The following is a 15,369-nucleotide window of genomic DNA, read 5'->3' on the forward strand; positions in this document are numbered from 1 at the left end:
CTCCACCGGGTCCTCCAAGACGGGAGTCCCTTCTGCGGGCTGCTCCGGCTCCGTAGGCATCTCGGACATGCATCCTCCTAAGGAAGGGGTTCGGCGACGATGGAGTGCTCAAAGGTCGTGTACACGTTCACCGTCCCCGAGCTGTAGTTGTACGACGGGGTGAGCGTGTACGTGCCGTTCGGCACCAGGTCCAGGTACAGAACCCGCGAACACGACTGCATGAGCACACCCCGGGCCGTCCACGCCCGCCCCACGGCCGCGGACACCGAGGAAGCCCCCGACAGCGCGGCGCCGATGTGGATGGTCGTGGTGGTCCCGGTGTTGTTGCCCAAGGCGGCAGTGATGGTGATGCGCACCCGTCCCGAGGGGCCGGTCGTGAAGTTCACGGCCGGGTAGTTCCCGGACGGGAACGCGTGCCAGCTGCCGGCCGCCGCGAGCGATGCGGGCCACGACACCATGTCGGTGCGCACCGGCGCATGGGCGGGCGCGTTCAGGTACACCCCGGACACCAGCCTCACCTGCGCGGTACCCGATGCGAGCGCGTCGCCGTCGATCTCGTTGGTCAGCACCAGCTCACGCGCGTAGATGATCGCCCGCGAGCTGGTGCGGGACGGGCTCGCGCCCTCCAGGACGATCGTGGACCGCAGGTTGTCGGCGTCGGCGTTCGGCGACCGGAGCGATAGGGCCCGGGTGCCGCTGGCGCCGTCGATGCCGTAAACGCGTCCCCACTTGAACGAGTTCGTGGCCGCGCTGGGCCCGGACAACCGGACCGACGCAGACCCCGAGTCCGCAACCAGGCGCACCTGACCGCCTCCGGGGGAGGTCCATGCGCCGCTGGTCTCGGTGGTGGTGGCGGTCAGGGTCGCCATCGGTTCGGCCACGTCGTTGCGCTTGGACCACACCGCGAGTTGGGACAGCGTGGAGTTCGCCAGTCCAGTGATCGAGGGCAGGCCGTCGGCGGTGGATGCCGAGGAGTCGATCGCGAAGGACACGGCCCCGGACGTGGCCGCGAATCCGGCGAGCGGCGAGGATGGGGAGGTGGCGTCCGAGGTGGCGGTGAACGCCGACTGGTTCGACGCCGATGATGCGACTAGTTGGGCGGTCATGTTCCCGACCCGCACCCGCTGCGTCACGACGTTCGCGTCGCCCTCGATCACACCGGTCGGCCCGGGAGCGGTGCCCACGACCATCCGCGAGCCGGAGATCTCGGACGCGACGATGTCGCCGCTGAACAACGCCGTTCCCGTGTCGTCCACGACGAACACCAGCTCGTCGGCCGCGTTGTAGCCCTTGATGCCAGTGCTGTCCAGCTCGACCCGGGCCCCGGACGGGGTGCCCGCGATGATCCGCGTCCCCAACACGAGCTCCGCTTCGAGCTTGGACGCGGTCACCGCCGCCGCCTTGATATGCCCCGCCTCGATGGCCTCCGCAGCGATCTTCAAAGCGGTCACGGCCTCCGCGCGAAGCTTCGGCGTGCTGATCGCGTCGTCCGCGATCTCCGTCTCGGTGATGGACCCAGGGGCGATGTCCGTGACCGCCGCCGGGACTCCGGATGCCTGCGCGGACGGGTCCCCGACGATGCCGCCGGTGGTGACCGGGACCAGACACACGTAGTAGGTGGTGCCCACGGTGAGCGGGGCGATGGGGACCGCGCCGGCGGAGCGGGGGATGGTGACGACGAACGTCGCCTCGGACGGGGTGAACCCATCCTCGGTACTGACGTGCACGTTGACGTGGTCGAAGTCGCTGGGGAGCGCGGAGTCGTCCGCGAGCGCACCGTCCCACGACACCCGCAGCCCGGACGGCATCGGCGTCACGGTGGGGGCGGTGGGCGCGGTCACGGGCTCTCCGCCCTCGGTGACCACCGCTGCGCGCCCGTCCGGCTGGTAGCCGAAGCGGAGGCGCACGGCCCCGGTCTCGTCGCGGACCTCTACCGCCTGCCCCTCCTCCAGGGACGAGTGGGCGAGCTGCCCGCCGCGCCCGCCCCGCTGGAGGGTGTCCACCTGCGACTGGAGGCGGAGGATCATCCGGGTCAGGTCGTCGATTGCGTGCTGTGCCGCAGCGTCCACGTCACACCCCTCCCGGGTAGCTGAACCGGTCGGAACGGCGGCAGGTCACCGCGACCTCGTCCGAGCCGGGGCTGATCGTCATGTCGGTGATGCGCACCCACAGGCGGGTCTGCGTCCACCCCGTGCGGGTTTCCACTAGCACGTCGTCGCCGGGCCCGAAGCTCCCGATCGGCGCGGCCTTGTGGTCGACCGCCGTGAACCCGGTGATGTCGGAGATTTTCGACCAGCGCAGGAGTTCCTCCTTGGCCACCGCCGTGCAGGCCGCCGCCGACGTCAGGTCCGGGCGGTCCACGCTCTTGGCGCGCAGCGGCCGGCCGTCCCGCACCGAGTAGGAGCCCCGGACCTTCTTGCTGCCTTCGCCGGCGCCGTACACGACGACGAGGTTGGCGTAGTCGCTGCCGTCGCGGCGGACCGGGACCAGGTCGATGACGTTCTCGCCCTCGGTGAACGTGAGCCGGGTCTGGCGGCGGCCGAGCCGCGGGTAGCCGAGGCGGATGTGCCGCACCACCGTCTCGCCCGGGACGCCCCAGGAGTACTCCTCCAGGTACTCGAACTGCGTCTGGGTGCCGAGCTGGGTGATGCGCTGCCCGGCCTCGATGTCGTCCCACCACGGGATCGAGTACTGCCAATACACCTGCTTGCCGGTCGCTGCGACCGGTTTGCGGTCCGTCTTGGGGTCCCAGATCTTGTCGATGGGGATCGGCTGCCCGTGCAGCTCCTTCGCCGGACCCAAGGACCCGTTCTCGTTGATTTTGCGGATGCCGCCGGTCCACTCGCCCAGCCGGTACGGGGTCGTTGTCGCGTCCAGGGTGACGCCGATGTTCCCGTCGGGCTGCTCCTGGAGGTACTGCCAGATGCGGCGCACCACGTCCAGCGGGTCCACACCGGCGCCGGTGAGCCCGGCGGTTTTCCCGCCCCAGGACAGGGTGGACCGGATCGGCTGCGCCTCCGCATACCCGGACACGCCGGTGATCTCCAGGGTCAGCTTCGGCCCCAGGGTGTCGACCTGCGTCAGCAGCCCGCCCGCCCGGAGCTGCCCGGACGCTTCGGCGACGATCAGGGTCTGCCACTCGTCCAGGACCAGGCCGCCGTTCGCGGTGCGCAGGTCCTCGAATTCGGGGTCGATCGTCGCGGTGATCCGCGAGGGCCCGGACAGGGACCGGGTGATGCGCACGTCCCCCAGCGGCAGGTCGGGGTCCAACTGGGCGCCGGTCAACGCGTTGAAGGCGTAGTACCGCCAGGCGCTCTTCGGAGGCAGCGGCTGCTGTGCGGGCAGCGGCTCCCACGCGGGCTGGCGGAGCAGGATCGCGCCGACGGCCATCCGCCCGACCTCGGTGGACGTGCACACGTACCCCGCGGTGGGCCCGTCCGGGGTGGCCGAGTCCATCGCCGCGACCAGGATCGAGTCCTGGGTGGCGACCGTGTCCAGACCGGCGAAGGTCGGCTCGGTGCCCGGGGTGGTGCCCCAGTGGTAGCCGAACCCCAGCAGCATGTCCCCGCCCACCGCGTCCAGGGACGGTAGAGGCAGGGCGGCGGTGGCCTCGTCGGCGGCCAGCGCCAGCGCGGGCAGGGTCGCGGCGCCGCGGGCCGCCACGCAGATGCCGTGGTGCCAGTGCTCCCCGGACCACGTCCACGTGTACTCCGCCGGCGGGTCAGCGGCATCTGCGGTGGTGGCGGTGCGGGTGTACAGGTAGACGCCGGTGAGCGCGCCCAGGTCGCCGCCGACGATCGAGTCCGCCAGCACCCACCCCGCGGGCGGGGTGACGGCGGCGTGGTCGTTCGCGGACAGCCACGCCAGGAGGGTGTCGTCGGCGCGCACCCCGGCGGGCACGGCCAGGGTGGTGGCGGCCTGCCAGCCGCCGGCCGTCGTCGCTCCGACAAGGGAGGGCACGTCTCACCGCCTCACAGGGTCGCGCCGGGCGTGGCGAGCTCGCGGAACGTGAGGGTGACGTCGAAGTTCGCCCAGCCGTCGGCCACCAAGTGGTTGAGCATGTCGACGTCCGCTTTGGCGTACATGCGCAGGTCACAGGTCATGCCGCGCATCGCCGTGGGGATGTTCGCCTGGGCGGCCAGCCCGATGCTGCACCGGTAGCCGTTCGTTGCGGAGGTGGGGTTGAAGTTGTACGCCGACGACATGGTGTAGAGGGTGTTGCCGCCGGTACCGATCAGGCCCACGCGGACCAGGCCGCGCGCGTCGTAGACCGCGGTCGTGCCGCCGGGCTGCGGGTACATGACGTTGCTCCAGTTCGCCTGGACCTGCACCTGCGTCGCCCACGAGGGGATGGTGACGGTCCAGTCGTGTTGGGGCCAGCGTTCGTAGTCGCTGGTGAAGTCCGCTTCGTCGAAGCGGCCGTCCGCGAGCCCTTGGCCTTTCTGGACCCGGACCTCGGTGTGGATCCTCGGATTCAGCATCTGCCGAAGGTCCGTGATCATGGAGTTCGTGATCGTCGACGTGCTGGCGGGGATCGTGATCCGCGCCAGGGGGATCGCGGTCAGCCCGGACGGCGGCTCGGTCGCTGTGGAGGACACCCCCTCGATCACCCGGAAGTAGTAGACGGGATCGACGGCGGGGTCGTGCGTCCACGGGGTGCCGTCGATCCCCGGGTCCTCCACCTGCAACACGACCATGTCGGTACGCCCGCCGCCGGAGCCGGTCGCCGAGATCGGCACCGTCGCGTCGCCAATGTTGTGGGCGTAGTAGCTGCCCTGGAACGCGGCCTCCTTGCCGAGGATGACCGCGGCCCCGGAGGAGACCCGCACACTGGTGCCGGGCACCGCGAGCTCGCGGACCAGCAGGTCCCCGGACTCCACGATGCCGTTGCCGGAGCGGGTCCCCGACTGGAGCTGAAGACGGGCGATCCGCGCCGACGACTGCGCGCCGGCGACCGCCCACGAGTCGAGCTGCAACGCCACCAGAGCCTCCTAGGGGTTTTCGGTGGCGTCGCGCCACGAGACAGTGCATGAGGACTGGCCGGACATGTCGGTGCCGCGGTACGCGAGCACGGTCTGCCCGACCGGGAGCTGAAAGTCCGCCAAGGCGGCGCCCTTCGCGGTGTGCCGGTAGGACACGCCGTTGTCGTCGCGGATGGTGCGCGCCCACGGGCGGGTGTCGATGGTGACGGCCCGGTCGAACGCCACCGTCATGTCCAACCGCAAGCTGCGGCCGGTACCGACGAGCTCGATCTCGGGCTGGGCGACCGGCCCTCGGATGGTGATCACCGGCCACGTCGGCTCATCGCCGCCGTTGACCACGGCGTCCTGGCGTTCCCCGCCCGGCGCCCACGTGATCGGCCACGTCACCGGCCAGGTGATGCCGCCGCCGCCGTCCGCGACGAGGGTCAAGGCGACCTGCTTCTCGACGTCGCTGTAGAAGAGCCGGTCGACGGTGCGGAAGTCCGCGACGACCTCGGTCAGGCCGGTGCCGCGCTGGCGCTGCGACGCCGGCGCCCACCGGCGCGGCCGCCCGTACACCACGACCGTGGTCGAGCCCTCCAGCCGAAACCGGAACGGCACCACCTCCCGCGGGGTCAACCGGGCGGTGTCCGCGGACCAGGCGGCTTTCAGGGCCGCCCACGCGCCGCGGATCTCCCCGGCGGTGTGGACGTTCGACCACAGGTCCAGGCCGATCGTGCGCCCGTCCCGGTAGTCCCGCCCCATCTGGGAGCCGTCCACCCCGGGGCTGTCGCGGTCGTCGGTGCGGACCTCGGTGTCGCCGATGCGAATGTCGTCGGACTGGATGGGGGTGAGGTCGCCGAAGACAACCCCACCCACCTCGTACTGGCGTTCCGCCAGGTCAGCCATCGCCGGAGAACCTCCCGCCCTTGAGCGCCACCCGCAGCGAGTGGGTGATCTCCTCGGCCATCTCCTGGACGGTCGCGTCCGCCGAATGCAGGCTGGCGTTGATCGCCCCGACCAGCGGGGCCGACGCCCCGTCCCCGCCGCGGCTGGTGGCGGTCACCTTCGCTGCGGTGGCGAGCATCCGCTGCGACTCGGCGTTGGAGTAGATGCGTGCCGGGTCCGCGAAGTAGGCCAGTTCCGGGCCCTGCTCCCCCACCACGGCGAGACCGGATGCGACACCGCCCCTGGCGTAGCCGCTGATCTCCCGGATGGTGCGCACGAGCGGTGACATGCCGCCCCGGTGGTCCTCCTCCCGGTCCTGGGAGAAGATGTCCGCGATCGACACCAGGCCGCCGCCGGCGTAGCCGACCCGGTCCCACATCGGCCGGAAGATCGCGCCCCCGCTGTAAGGGGCCGCGGTCACGTTGTTGGACTGGTTGCCGCCGATCCGACGGCCGCCGCCCTGAGAGGCGATCAGGTTGACGTGCCGGGTCCCGTACACGGCCACGTCGCCCGGCTGCGGCGAATTGGTGCGGGCCATTCCCGACCCGTAGTAATCACCGGTCCATGCCGTTCTCGCCGCGCCACCCAAAGCGCGGGAAGCACCCGTTTGCGCGAACAACCAACTAATGAACATCGCGCACCACGGCGCGCCATTCATTCCGAACCAGCGGGTAATCGCGTTGACGTTGTTGCCGTTCGACTCGGGGTATTTACCGAGCGACGCCTCCGCCAACTGCACAACACCCATCGGCCCGCGTGCGGAGTTCTTGAAGTCCTCCGCCATGCTGTCGCCGATGGACCCGATGAGCATCCTCACCAGGCGGGCGTAGTTCTCCCGCACGTCCAGGCGGTGATCGTTGACGATCTCCGCCGCCGTGTTACCCGTCCCCTTGGTGACCCACCCGCCCTTCGCGAATCCGGGGATGCCGCCCTTGGGGATCTTCTTCTGGCGGAGGGCCTCCATGAATCCGACGCCGTAGTGGTCCACGACGTGGGTGGGCTGCACGAATTCACCATCGGACAGCCACGCCGGGATCGAATCGGAGGTGGCAGTCCCCGGTCCGTGGACCGCGCCGCCCTCGGCATAGAACTGCGACTGCCCGTTCGACGGCGACATGTGCGAGGTGTTCTGGTGCGGCTGTGTGGACCACACACCCCGCGAATTCACCTCGATCGCGGTCCGCACATTAGACGGGATACCGAGGTACTCGTCAGCGAGATCCTCCGCCTCCTGCGCGGTGAGCCCCATCTGACGAGCGGCCCTGACGAACTCCTCGCGACCACGAGCCTGGGTGGCGATCTGCTCGGAGATGCTCCCGTCGTTCAGACGGACAGCCTCCGTGTTCTCGTTGATCGTGTCCCGCAGAGTCCGCAGAGCGGCCTCGTTCGCGCGCCCCTGTTCGGTGTTCAAGTCCAGGGTGGCGCCGTTGTCGGCGGCCGATTCCGTGGCGGCGTCGATCGCGGCCTGGAAGTTCGACTCGGCCTCCGTCATCCCGACGGTGGTCCCGGTGAGGCTGTCCAGGGCAGTTTTCAGGTCGCGGGCCAGGAACGCCCCGTCGAGCATCGCCTGGTTGACGCCCTCCTGAGCCCCCTGGGCCTCCCCCATCGCCTCGGTCTTGCGCTGGTACGAGCCCACGGACTCATTGATCGCGGCGTTCTCGCCGTTGATCGACTCTCGCAGGGCCTCGATCGCCCGGTGGTCCTTGGCGTACTGCTCCTCGGTGATCTCCCGCGCCTGGAGAGCGTCATCCAGGGCGGTGATCTGCCGGTCCAGTTCCTCGTTGAGGCGCCGTTGAGCGCCCGTCTCTCCGAGGACGGCGTCGGTCACCTGGTTGAGGCTTACGCCGAGGCGTTCGGCCTGCTCCAGCACACCCTCGGTTTCGAGGCTGTTGATGGCGTGTGCGCGGGTGTTCTCGCCGATGACACCAGAGTCCTCGCGCACGGCATCGGCGTATTCGCGGACCTTCGCGGCGGCGTTGGACTTGGCTGCGGCGAACAGGCCCAGGGCGGCGATCCCGGCGGTGATCGCGATGCCCCACGGGCCGCCCAGGGCGCCGGTGACACCGGACAGGGCTGTACGGAACCGGCCCGCACCGGCTGCGGCACCGGACGCCGAGGTGCCTGCGGTGGTGAGGTTCGTGGCGTACTCACGGATCCGGCCGGGCAGCTCCCGCATCGGCTGGATGAGGCCTTGATTCGCGTACCCAAGGAGCTGGATCGCGGACCGGGCGGTGAGTGCGGCGACGGCGAGCCGGAGTAGCCACGGGGCGTTCTCCGCGACCGCCGACAGGGCGCTGGCCAGCGCGGTAAGGCCTTCGGCGTACACCACACCCAGAGGCCCGAGGGCGACACCCACGTCGACCGCCGCACCGGCGATGGACCCGAAGAGATCCACGAACGTGGGCCCGTTCTCCAAGGTCCACGAGATGAAACCCTGGAAGTTCTCCGTTTCGTGGCCCCACGCGGCGAACCGCGCGGTGAGGTTCTCCAGCCCTGGCGCGACCTCGTTCCAGAGCGGCTCCATGTTCATGACCAGACCGGCAAGGCCGCTGGTCAAGTTGCCGATGGACCGGCCGAACGTCAGCGTGGACGGAGTGGCCTGCCGGGCCACGAACGCAAAGAAGTTCGTCCACCGCGGGCCGCCGAGCGCTTCCTCAGCCTCCTCCGACAGGGTGGACAGGGCCTGCGCGGTGCGCTGCGTCGCCGGGGTCAGCAGCCGCAGGCCCGTGCTGGCAACGCCGATACCGTCCGCGGCCGCCTGGAGGACGGGCCGGTCGGTCTCCGCGCGGAACTGCCGCCAGGAGGCGGTCAGCCCGCCCATGGCGTCCTTGAACTCTTCCTGCGAGGCGGTCAGGTCGCCGGTGGCGTCGCTGGCCTCCTGGATCGCGGGGATCGCCGCCAGAGCGAACCCGGCCGCGCCCACACCGGCCGCGGTGAACCCGGATGCGACCGCGCCCAGCCCGCCGGCGAGCGCGCCGACGGCGGGGATCAGCGGCGGGATGAGGGTGGTGATCGCGAGGACCCCGGCCGGGGAGACGTCGGAGAACTGCTGCTGGCCCTGTCCGAACGCGGCCAGCCCGGTCCGGCCCCCGCCACCACTGGGGAATGCCGGTGCGGTGCGGGGCGCGGTCGGGGCCGCGACGGTCCCGCCGGTGGTGTTGACCTTGACGTTGACCGTGCGGCCGTCGATCCGGTCGATGGCCTTCTCGACACCCACCAGGGACGCCAATGCGGACCGGGTGTTCGCGGACACCTTGACGGTCACGGCCTGACGTCCGACCTCGTTGAGCTGACGCTTGAAAGCGGCGAGTTCGGACTTGGCCTTAGCCGAGTCGAGTCCAACCGGGACGTCCATGCCCTTGTCGGCGTGGCGCTTCAGTTCGGCGCGCAGGCGGGGGCCGAAACGCTTGAGGTCGGGGAGTACGTCGACCCATACCTGACCGGCATCCGGCATCGGACACCCCCTCTACTGCTCTGGTGGTGCCTCGTGTTCCGGCGGCGGCTTGACCAGCGTCAGGTGCCGCTTCGGGGGCGCGAACCGCTCCAGGTACGCCTGTTTGCGCGGGTCCGGCCTGCGGGTCTGCTGCTCCGACTCCGTCGCGTCCTTCTTGGATGTGGGCACCGGGTAGAGGCGCATCGCCGGAGGTTCGTCCTTGAGGTGCAGGCCGACCCACAGGATGCGCGCAAGGTACTGGAGCCGCGAGTCCACCAAGGCGAGTTGGCTATTGGTCTCGTCCCAGGGACGCCCCGGATCGAGCCCCTGAAGGGCCGCCCGTGTGCGGGGCATGCGGGACATGTCGTGGATGACCAGCAGCACCATCCGCCGGAAGCTGAGCTTGCCCCGGTAGTAGTCGACCAGGTCATAACCGCGATCCAGCAGGTCCAGCTCGACCTCGCGAGGGTGCTCCTCTAGGACGGCGAGGAGCTGGAGGCTTCCCCCCGGGTGACTCCGGCCCGGTCGTCGTAGTAGCGGATGATCCGGCCCACGGCGCGGGCGGGAGCGTCAAGGAACGCTTCGAGCTGCTCAGGGTCTTCGAGGGCGCCGCGAGCCCAGTTGACGATGTCTCCTCGGACGAAAGCGAAGTCCGTGTTGTACGACCAGTCCACAGGCGGCTTGAAGGTGAACACGGTTCCGTCGGACATCACGAACGGGACGGTCTCCTCCATTGCCTCGTTGACCTGCGCGGCCTTGTTGTCGGGTAGGTCGACGACCTTCACCGCTCCAGCGGGAACGGACGGGGCGGCGGGCTTCTTGGCGGGCTGGCGTGCGGCCACAACTACTCCTCAGGGCAGGTTGGTGGGCAGGTAGGTGATAGGTGGACGGGGCACCTGCCCGGGACCCCGCCCACCGGTCTGGATCAGGCGGTGACGGTCACCGACAGGGTGTCCGTGACGCCCCGGTACATGGCGCTGATGGTCGCGGTCCCAGCGGTCACGCCGGTGACGGTGCCGTCCGAGTCGACGGTCGCGATGGTGGGCGCGGAGGTGTCCCAGTCGGCGTCCGCGGACACGTCGTCGCTGGTGGCGTTGTAGTACGTGGCGGTCGCGGTGAGCTGAGTGGTCGCGGCGACGGCGACGGTCGCGGTTCCGCCGATCTCCATGGACTCCACGGGCAGCCACATGCCGTCGGACAGGAAGTATCGGTTGAACATGAGGCCATCGCTCGCCTCGTAGATCGTCCACGTCAGCGACGTCGCGGTGACGTTCTCGGCGTTCTTCGGGCGTTCGCCACGACTGGTGACCTCAGCGATCGCCGCGACGGTCCGCTCGTGGTTGGTGCCGTCGAACGTATCCACAGCGAGCATGTAGCGGCGCTGACCGGTCGGCCGGTGCACCGGATAGGTGAGGATGCCGCCCGGGAGCTCCACCATGTCCGACAGGTCCACGCCGTCGTACAAGGCCTGGGTGTAGGGGTTGGTTTCCCACAGCGGGGTGGTGATGGTCTTGGTCACCGAGATGATGTCGGTACGAACAGGGCTCTTGTACCCCAAGGGCCTCTTTTCGTTCCTTTCTTCTTCATACGCCTCATTGAAGCCGGTGGGGTCGATCGCGCCGAGGTCCCACCACTCGGTGCCGAACGGGTCCAGGCCGGTGGGCAGGGTGCTGCCCATGGGTGCGACGTAGCACTTGCCGCCGTCGGTTCCGAATGCGCGGATCGCATTGACGTTGTCCGCCATGTCCCCTCCTGGGGTTTTCAGCCCTGGCGTGGGCATGCGGAAAAGCCCCGGTCACCGTGTGGTGCGGGGCTGGAGACGTGGGCAGGTCAGACCCGGAAGGGCCTCAGATACAGCTCACCGGTGAAGGACGCGGCGAGCAGGTTGGTGTTCGTGTCCGGGTATGCGGACGGGTTCGTCTGGCGTCGGACACACCCGACGGTCGCAGGTCCGGCCGGGGTGTGATCGGTCGCGGGGATGGTCACCTGGGAGCCACCGAGGACAGCGAAGTGCGCGCCCACCAGACCCGCCAAGCTGTTGAGGCCGGGCCGTCCCGTGGACTCAGCGACGCGCACCACGACCTGCATGCGGGCGATGTCGTGGACGCGGCGATCAGCAGGCGGGGACGGGAGCCGGTTCACCTGCACGATGGGCAGCAGCGCCGGGAAACGGTCCGGGACCGGCAAGTCGGTACACACGTGCCCGACATGGGCTCCGAGGCGCCCCCGAAGCCACGTGGTGACGACCAGTTCGGCGTCCGGATAAAGGATGACGGGCAGGGCCATGTCACCCCCCGCGCGGCTTGGGCCTCCAGGACGACGGCGGAGCCTTCGAGTCCAGATACGCGGCGACCTTCTGCTTGTCCTCGTCGGACACCCTGGGAGCGTTCGAGTCGGTCAGCTCCACAGTGGACGCCAGGATCGTCACGTTGATACCCGCCGGATACCCGGGCGCGGACATGATCCTGATGCCGTCGTCCACGGCGATCGCCAGCGGCTTGCCGTCCACCAGGACGCGCTGCTCGTCGCCGTAGCGCTCCACTCGGATGACGGGGAGGTCACCCATCGGACGGCTTCCGCGCCGGCGCCTTGGTGTCCGCCTTCGGTGCCTCGGGTGCGGGCTTCGCCGCAGCCTTGGGCTTGGTCGCCTTTTCCTTCTCTGCGGCTGCCTTGTCAGCGGCGCGCTGGAGTTCGACGATCTCCTCCGGCGAGAGCTTGACTTCCTTGCCTTTGCCTCCGGCGATGATGTCGCGAGCTTCCTGCGGACCCACCCACACGATGTCGCCGGGCTGGCGGGACGACCCGTCCTTGCCCTTGTGCGGGTAGCCGATCTTGACGTGCGGCATTGCTGCTCCTAGGTGTGTGTGGTGCCGCGCGCCGCCAACTCCAGCGCCTCGGCGAGATTATGCGTGGCCCGGGTGCCAGGGTGCATGACGCGAGCCATGGGGTGCGGGGCGCCGGGCCACCACAACGCCTTCTTGTTGCGCGGCCGGATCTCGTGCGGCCTGGTCCCGTACTCGATCCACTCGCTTTTGCGGTCACGGGCGATCACCCGCCACCCGTGCGGCTGGAGACGTTCGGTGTCGATCGACTGGACGTAGTCGCCGGTGTCGATCGGGCCCCGCCCCCTGGCCATCGCCTGCACGCGGCGGGCACGGTCGCGGATGTCGTCGTCCACCGGCCCCCAGCTGCCGAGCCGGTTGATGACCTGCTGGTTGAGTTGGACACGCCCCATGGTTCACCCCTCGATCCGGTCGGCCTTGAGGATCATGTGGCCGATCCCGCCCACGTCAGGGAGGGTGAAGGGGTCGCCGTTGATCTGCCAGACGACGCCGTTGATCTCCAGGCCGTCCGTCGCGAGAACGTCCACCCCGGGGTTGAGGAACACCTGGATGGACTGGCTGCGCTGCTCACGGCCGCCCCTTCGCTCTTCCTTGGTCGCCAGCGACGCACCCAAGGTGGCGCTGTCCGGCTGCACACACGCGTCGAAAGGGCCCGTGCGCACAGCTGCCGACCAGTCCTTAGTGGACCTGGACTCGTTGCCGTACAAGTCCTTCACGATCGGCGGACGCAGCACGTACACCTGATCCGTGATGATCGGCAGCATCACACCACCCGAGGATGCGCAGGTACCAGACCCGCGAGACGCAGGATCGACACGGCCTGAGACGACACCGGGTCGTCCACAACCGCGCCCGTCGTCGGGGACACCGCGTAGGACTTGGACACCTTGTCGACCTTCACCGACGCCACCTTCCCGCCCTCGGACGGCTGGTTGGTGCCCTTCGGCTTGAAGGTCGCCTGCGCACACGTGGCGTCCCGCAGCGCCTCTACGACCGCAGGATCCGTGGGCCTACCGTCGGCGTCCGTGTCGTACACGGCACCGACCAGCAGGTCATCCACGATGAGGGAGGCGTCCCGCAGCGCCAGCGACGCACCCGCAGGCGGATCCGTCAGGTCCAGCCAGGCGGCCAGCTCCTGCGGGGTCGCGTACACCAGCACCACGGGACACCCCCTCTGCTACTCGTCGGTCTTCTTGGCGCGGGAGGCGGTCCGCTTCGGCTGCTCGCCGCCTTCGACCTTGTAGCCGCGGCGACGGAAGTACGCCAGAGCGGCACGGTTGTCGTCGCTGTCCACGGTCGCCGCGCCCTTGGAGAACACGACGCCCGCGACCTCACCAGAGAAGCCCTCGTCAGGCGCAGTCACCTTGAACTCAGCCATGTCAGGCCCCCGTGACCTTGATGTTCCGCATGACACCGCACGACTTGACGTTGCGGAGCACGGCGGCGACCGGGCCCATCTCGATCTCGCCCTTCTTCACCGCACCAGGCAGGTCGAACGGCGGCATGTACGTGCTGACGAGGCCACGGCCGGCCACGGACGCACCGTGGAACGAGTCCAGACCGAACGACACCGCGTACAGGTCTGTGAGACCGGTGATGTTGCCGCCCGCGCCGGCGCCGTCAGCATCACGGGACTCGATCGGGATGATCGGGGAGGCGCCAGTCATGTCATCGCCGATGTTCACCAGCGTCCACGGCCCGTACATTTCCACCTGGCGGCCCAGGTCGTCACGGGACTGGGTGTACATGCCCGCCCACCGGGCGAGCGCACGCACACGGGTAATGGACGTGGTGTTGCCCAGGATGGCCTTCACTCCGGGCGGGAGCGCACCCGGGGCGCCGAGGTCACCGCCACCAGTCGTGGACGGGACGATACGGGACAGCCAGTCATCCAGCCTGTCCAGGGCGGACATCGCCAGCGCCTGCGTGTTGATGGTGCCGGGGGTCCAGTCGACGTACCCGTCGGTCTCACCCTCGTCCAGCGGGTTGTACTCGGTGGAGCTGCCGACGAGGAGTTTGTCCAGGCCGTCGAAACCGAGCGCGTCCACGGCGGTGTCGCCGTTGATGAGCTCCTGCTGGAACTTGGCGCGGACACCGGTGAGGAGCTGCTGCATCTGGAACGTCAGCTCGTTGGTGGACGCCTGACCCAGCTCGGCGAGCACACGGTCGATCTCGAAGCTGCCACCGAGGGGCTTCAGTTCGACGGTTTCCCGCTCACGGGTCGCCTCGGTGGGCGTGTACTCGGAGTTGTACGCACGGAACGCCGCGCCGCGGGGGGCGAGGAGCCGCGTGTACCCGTACACCAGGGACCCGCCGCCGGTGCCGGGGGTGACGGTGTCGTCGAACACGATCTGGTCGAGCAGCCAGCTGTACCGGCGCAGGTTGTCGATGACGGCATACGAGATGTCGTCCTGGGTGTTGAGCTGGGCCTGAGCCAGCGTCTGAGGCATCGGGATCTATCTCCTAGCGGCCGGGCCCGATGGTGCGGGACACGGCGTCGTAGAGGCCGGTGGGGCGAGAGGTGCGCTTTTCACCAGGCCCGCTGGAGAAGTCCGCGCTACTGGAGGTGGCCGCCGGGGCCACCCGGTACTTGGGGTTGGAGTCGACGGTCTGCTTGACCAGGTCGCTCACGGTCGCGGCGAAGTCGTCCGCCGCGGGGTCTAGGTCTGCGAGCTTGCTCGCGAAGGTGCGGGAGTCGAGGAGGGTGTCGACGTCCGCGCCGTGCTCACGGGCCGCACGCTCAGCGGCGCGCTCCACAGTGAGCTGACGGAGAGCGGACTCCCGCTCCTGCGCCTGCTGCTGAGCTGCGGTGAGCTGCTCGGTGAGGTCATCCACCGACGGAGGCTTGTCAGCGTCCTTCAGCCCGAGGGCCTGAGCGATCGCATCCAGCTGGTCTTGTCGGGCCTGTTCGGCCGCAGTCAGCTTGGACTCGTACTCCTTGGCCTTGACGCGGTGGTCACCGGACTCCTTGCGGGTGTCCTTGATGAGCTTCTGCGCCCACTCGGGCAGGTCTTCCACGCGTTCGGGGACGGCCTGCGTCTCCTGCTTGGTGGTGTCCTGCTGGCCGGTGGGGGCGTGCTGCTGGGTGGTGTCGGCGGCTTCGGGCGCCTGGCCCTGCTGCTCGTCGGACATGTGGTCTCCAAATGCGAAGAGGCCACCGCCCGGGTGGCCTCAGCGTGGATGG

General features: G+C 69.4%; 17 protein-coding genes. All 17 read right to left on the reverse strand.

What is annotated here, in order from left to right:
- Positions 1 to 77: 77 nt before the first annotated feature.
- Positions 78 to 2,069: a fibronectin type III domain-containing protein gene (locus K1J57_RS26830; RefSeq protein WP_220561495.1), complete on the reverse strand. Its 1,992-nt coding sequence runs from the start codon at positions 2,067 to 2,069 to the stop codon at positions 78 to 80.
- Between the two features lies 1 nt (position 2,070).
- Entirely contained in the window at positions 2,071 to 3,960 is a 1,890-nt protein-coding gene (locus tag K1J57_RS26835; protein ID WP_220561496.1) for a hypothetical protein, read from the reverse strand.
- Positions 3,961 to 3,971: 11 nt separating this feature from the next.
- Positions 3,972 to 4,982, reverse strand: a complete 1,011-nt coding sequence (locus K1J57_RS26840) for a hypothetical protein (protein ID WP_220561497.1) — start codon at positions 4,980 to 4,982, stop codon at positions 3,972 to 3,974.
- Between the two features lie 9 nt (positions 4,983 to 4,991).
- Positions 4,992 to 5,870: a hypothetical protein gene (locus K1J57_RS26845; RefSeq protein ID WP_220561498.1), complete on the reverse strand. Its 879-nt coding sequence runs from the start codon at positions 5,868 to 5,870 to the stop codon at positions 4,992 to 4,994.
- Positions 5,863 to 9,363, reverse strand: coding sequence for a hypothetical protein (locus K1J57_RS26850; protein ID WP_220561499.1), 3,501 nt, complete (start codon positions 9,361 to 9,363; stop codon positions 5,863 to 5,865). The genes K1J57_RS26845 and K1J57_RS26850 overlap by 8 nt, the downstream gene beginning before the upstream one ends.
- 12 nt (positions 9,364 to 9,375) lie before the next feature.
- Positions 9,376 to 9,696 (reverse strand): hypothetical protein, encoded by a 321-nt coding sequence (locus tag K1J57_RS26855; protein WP_220561500.1) that lies wholly within the window; start codon positions 9,694 to 9,696, stop codon positions 9,376 to 9,378.
- A gap of 122 nt (positions 9,697 to 9,818) precedes the next feature.
- A complete protein-coding gene (locus K1J57_RS26860) occupies positions 9,819 to 10,184 on the reverse strand; it encodes a hypothetical protein (RefSeq protein WP_220561501.1) in 366 nt (121 codons plus the stop codon).
- 83 nt (positions 10,185 to 10,267) lie between these two features.
- The gene (locus K1J57_RS26865) at positions 10,268 to 11,086 is read right to left on the reverse strand and encodes an Ig-like domain-containing protein (RefSeq protein ID WP_220561502.1); all 819 of its coding nucleotides are present in this window, start codon (positions 11,084 to 11,086) and stop codon (positions 10,268 to 10,270) included.
- Positions 11,087 to 11,172: 86 nt separating this feature from the next.
- Positions 11,173 to 11,628: a hypothetical protein gene (locus tag K1J57_RS26870; protein WP_220561503.1), complete on the reverse strand. Its 456-nt coding sequence runs from the start codon at positions 11,626 to 11,628 to the stop codon at positions 11,173 to 11,175.
- A 1-nt stretch (position 11,629) separates the two neighbouring features.
- The gene (locus tag K1J57_RS26875; RefSeq protein ID WP_220561504.1) at positions 11,630 to 11,908 is read right to left on the reverse strand and encodes a hypothetical protein; all 279 of its coding nucleotides are present in this window, start codon (positions 11,906 to 11,908) and stop codon (positions 11,630 to 11,632) included.
- Positions 11,901 to 12,188: a hypothetical protein gene (locus K1J57_RS26880; protein ID WP_220561505.1), complete on the reverse strand. Its 288-nt coding sequence runs from the start codon at positions 12,186 to 12,188 to the stop codon at positions 11,901 to 11,903. Before K1J57_RS26880 ends, K1J57_RS26875 begins: the two co-directional genes overlap by 8 nt.
- Before the next feature lie 8 nt (positions 12,189 to 12,196).
- Positions 12,197 to 12,577 (reverse strand): hypothetical protein, encoded by a 381-nt coding sequence (locus K1J57_RS26885; RefSeq protein ID WP_220561506.1) that lies wholly within the window; start codon positions 12,575 to 12,577, stop codon positions 12,197 to 12,199.
- A gap of 3 nt (positions 12,578 to 12,580) precedes the next feature.
- On the reverse strand, positions 12,581 to 12,949 hold the full coding sequence (locus K1J57_RS26890) for a hypothetical protein (RefSeq protein WP_220561507.1): 369 nt from the start codon (positions 12,947 to 12,949) through the stop codon (positions 12,581 to 12,583).
- The gene (locus K1J57_RS26895) at positions 12,949 to 13,347 is read right to left on the reverse strand and encodes a hypothetical protein (protein ID WP_220561508.1); all 399 of its coding nucleotides are present in this window, start codon (positions 13,345 to 13,347) and stop codon (positions 12,949 to 12,951) included. The genes K1J57_RS26890 and K1J57_RS26895 overlap by 1 nt, the downstream gene beginning before the upstream one ends.
- Positions 13,348 to 13,362: 15 nt before the next feature.
- Complete coding sequence (locus tag K1J57_RS26900; RefSeq protein WP_220561509.1) at positions 13,363 to 13,563, reverse strand: hypothetical protein; 201 nt, start codon at positions 13,561 to 13,563, stop codon at positions 13,363 to 13,365.
- A 1-nt stretch (position 13,564) separates the two neighbouring features.
- Complete coding sequence (locus K1J57_RS26905) at positions 13,565 to 14,635, reverse strand: major capsid protein (RefSeq protein ID WP_220561510.1); 1,071 nt, start codon at positions 14,633 to 14,635, stop codon at positions 13,565 to 13,567.
- A 13-nt stretch (positions 14,636 to 14,648) separates the two neighbouring features.
- Positions 14,649 to 15,317, reverse strand: coding sequence for a hypothetical protein (locus tag K1J57_RS26910; protein WP_220561511.1), 669 nt, complete (start codon positions 15,315 to 15,317; stop codon positions 14,649 to 14,651).
- Positions 15,318 to 15,369 lie beyond the last annotated feature (52 nt).

It is taken from the genome of Nocardiopsis sp. MT53, assembly GCF_019598965.1.
In the GTDB taxonomy this organism is placed as follows: Bacteria; Actinomycetota; Actinomycetes; order Streptosporangiales; family Streptosporangiaceae; genus Nocardiopsis; species Nocardiopsis changdeensis.

Bases quoted from the DNA above. Each gene is read 5' to 3' on its own strand.
- K1J57_RS26845 (WP_220561498.1), bottom strand. From the start codon at position 5,870: ATGGCTGACCTGGCGGAACGCCAGTACGAGGTGGGTGGGGTTGTCTTC.
- K1J57_RS26850 (WP_220561499.1), bottom strand. From the start codon at position 9,363: ATGCCGGATGCCGGTCAGGTATGGGTCGACGTACTCCCCGACCTCAAG.
- K1J57_RS26855 (WP_220561500.1), bottom strand. From the start codon at position 9,696: ATGCCCCGCACACGGGCGGCCCTTCAGGGGCTCGATCCGGGGCGTCCC.
- K1J57_RS26865 (WP_220561502.1), bottom strand. From the start codon at position 11,086: ATGGCGGACAACGTCAATGCGATCCGCGCATTCGGAACCGACGGCGGC.
- K1J57_RS26870 (WP_220561503.1), bottom strand. From the start codon at position 11,628: ATGGCCCTGCCCGTCATCCTTTATCCGGACGCCGAACTGGTCGTCACC.
- K1J57_RS26875 (WP_220561504.1), bottom strand. From the start codon at position 11,908: ATGGGTGACCTCCCCGTCATCCGAGTGGAGCGCTACGGCGACGAGCAG.
- K1J57_RS26880 (WP_220561505.1), bottom strand. From the start codon at position 12,188: ATGCCGCACGTCAAGATCGGCTACCCGCACAAGGGCAAGGACGGGTCG.
- K1J57_RS26885 (WP_220561506.1), bottom strand. From the start codon at position 12,577: ATGGGGCGTGTCCAACTCAACCAGCAGGTCATCAACCGGCTCGGCAGC.
- K1J57_RS26890 (WP_220561507.1), bottom strand. From the start codon at position 12,949: ATGCTGCCGATCATCACGGATCAGGTGTACGTGCTGCGTCCGCCGATC.
- K1J57_RS26900 (WP_220561509.1), bottom strand. From the start codon at position 13,563: ATGGCTGAGTTCAAGGTGACTGCGCCTGACGAGGGCTTCTCTGGTGAG.
- K1J57_RS26905 (WP_220561510.1), bottom strand. From the start codon at position 14,635: ATGCCTCAGACGCTGGCTCAGGCCCAGCTCAACACCCAGGACGACATC.
- K1J57_RS26910 (WP_220561511.1), bottom strand. From the start codon at position 15,317: ATGTCCGACGAGCAGCAGGGCCAGGCGCCCGAAGCCGCCGACACCACC.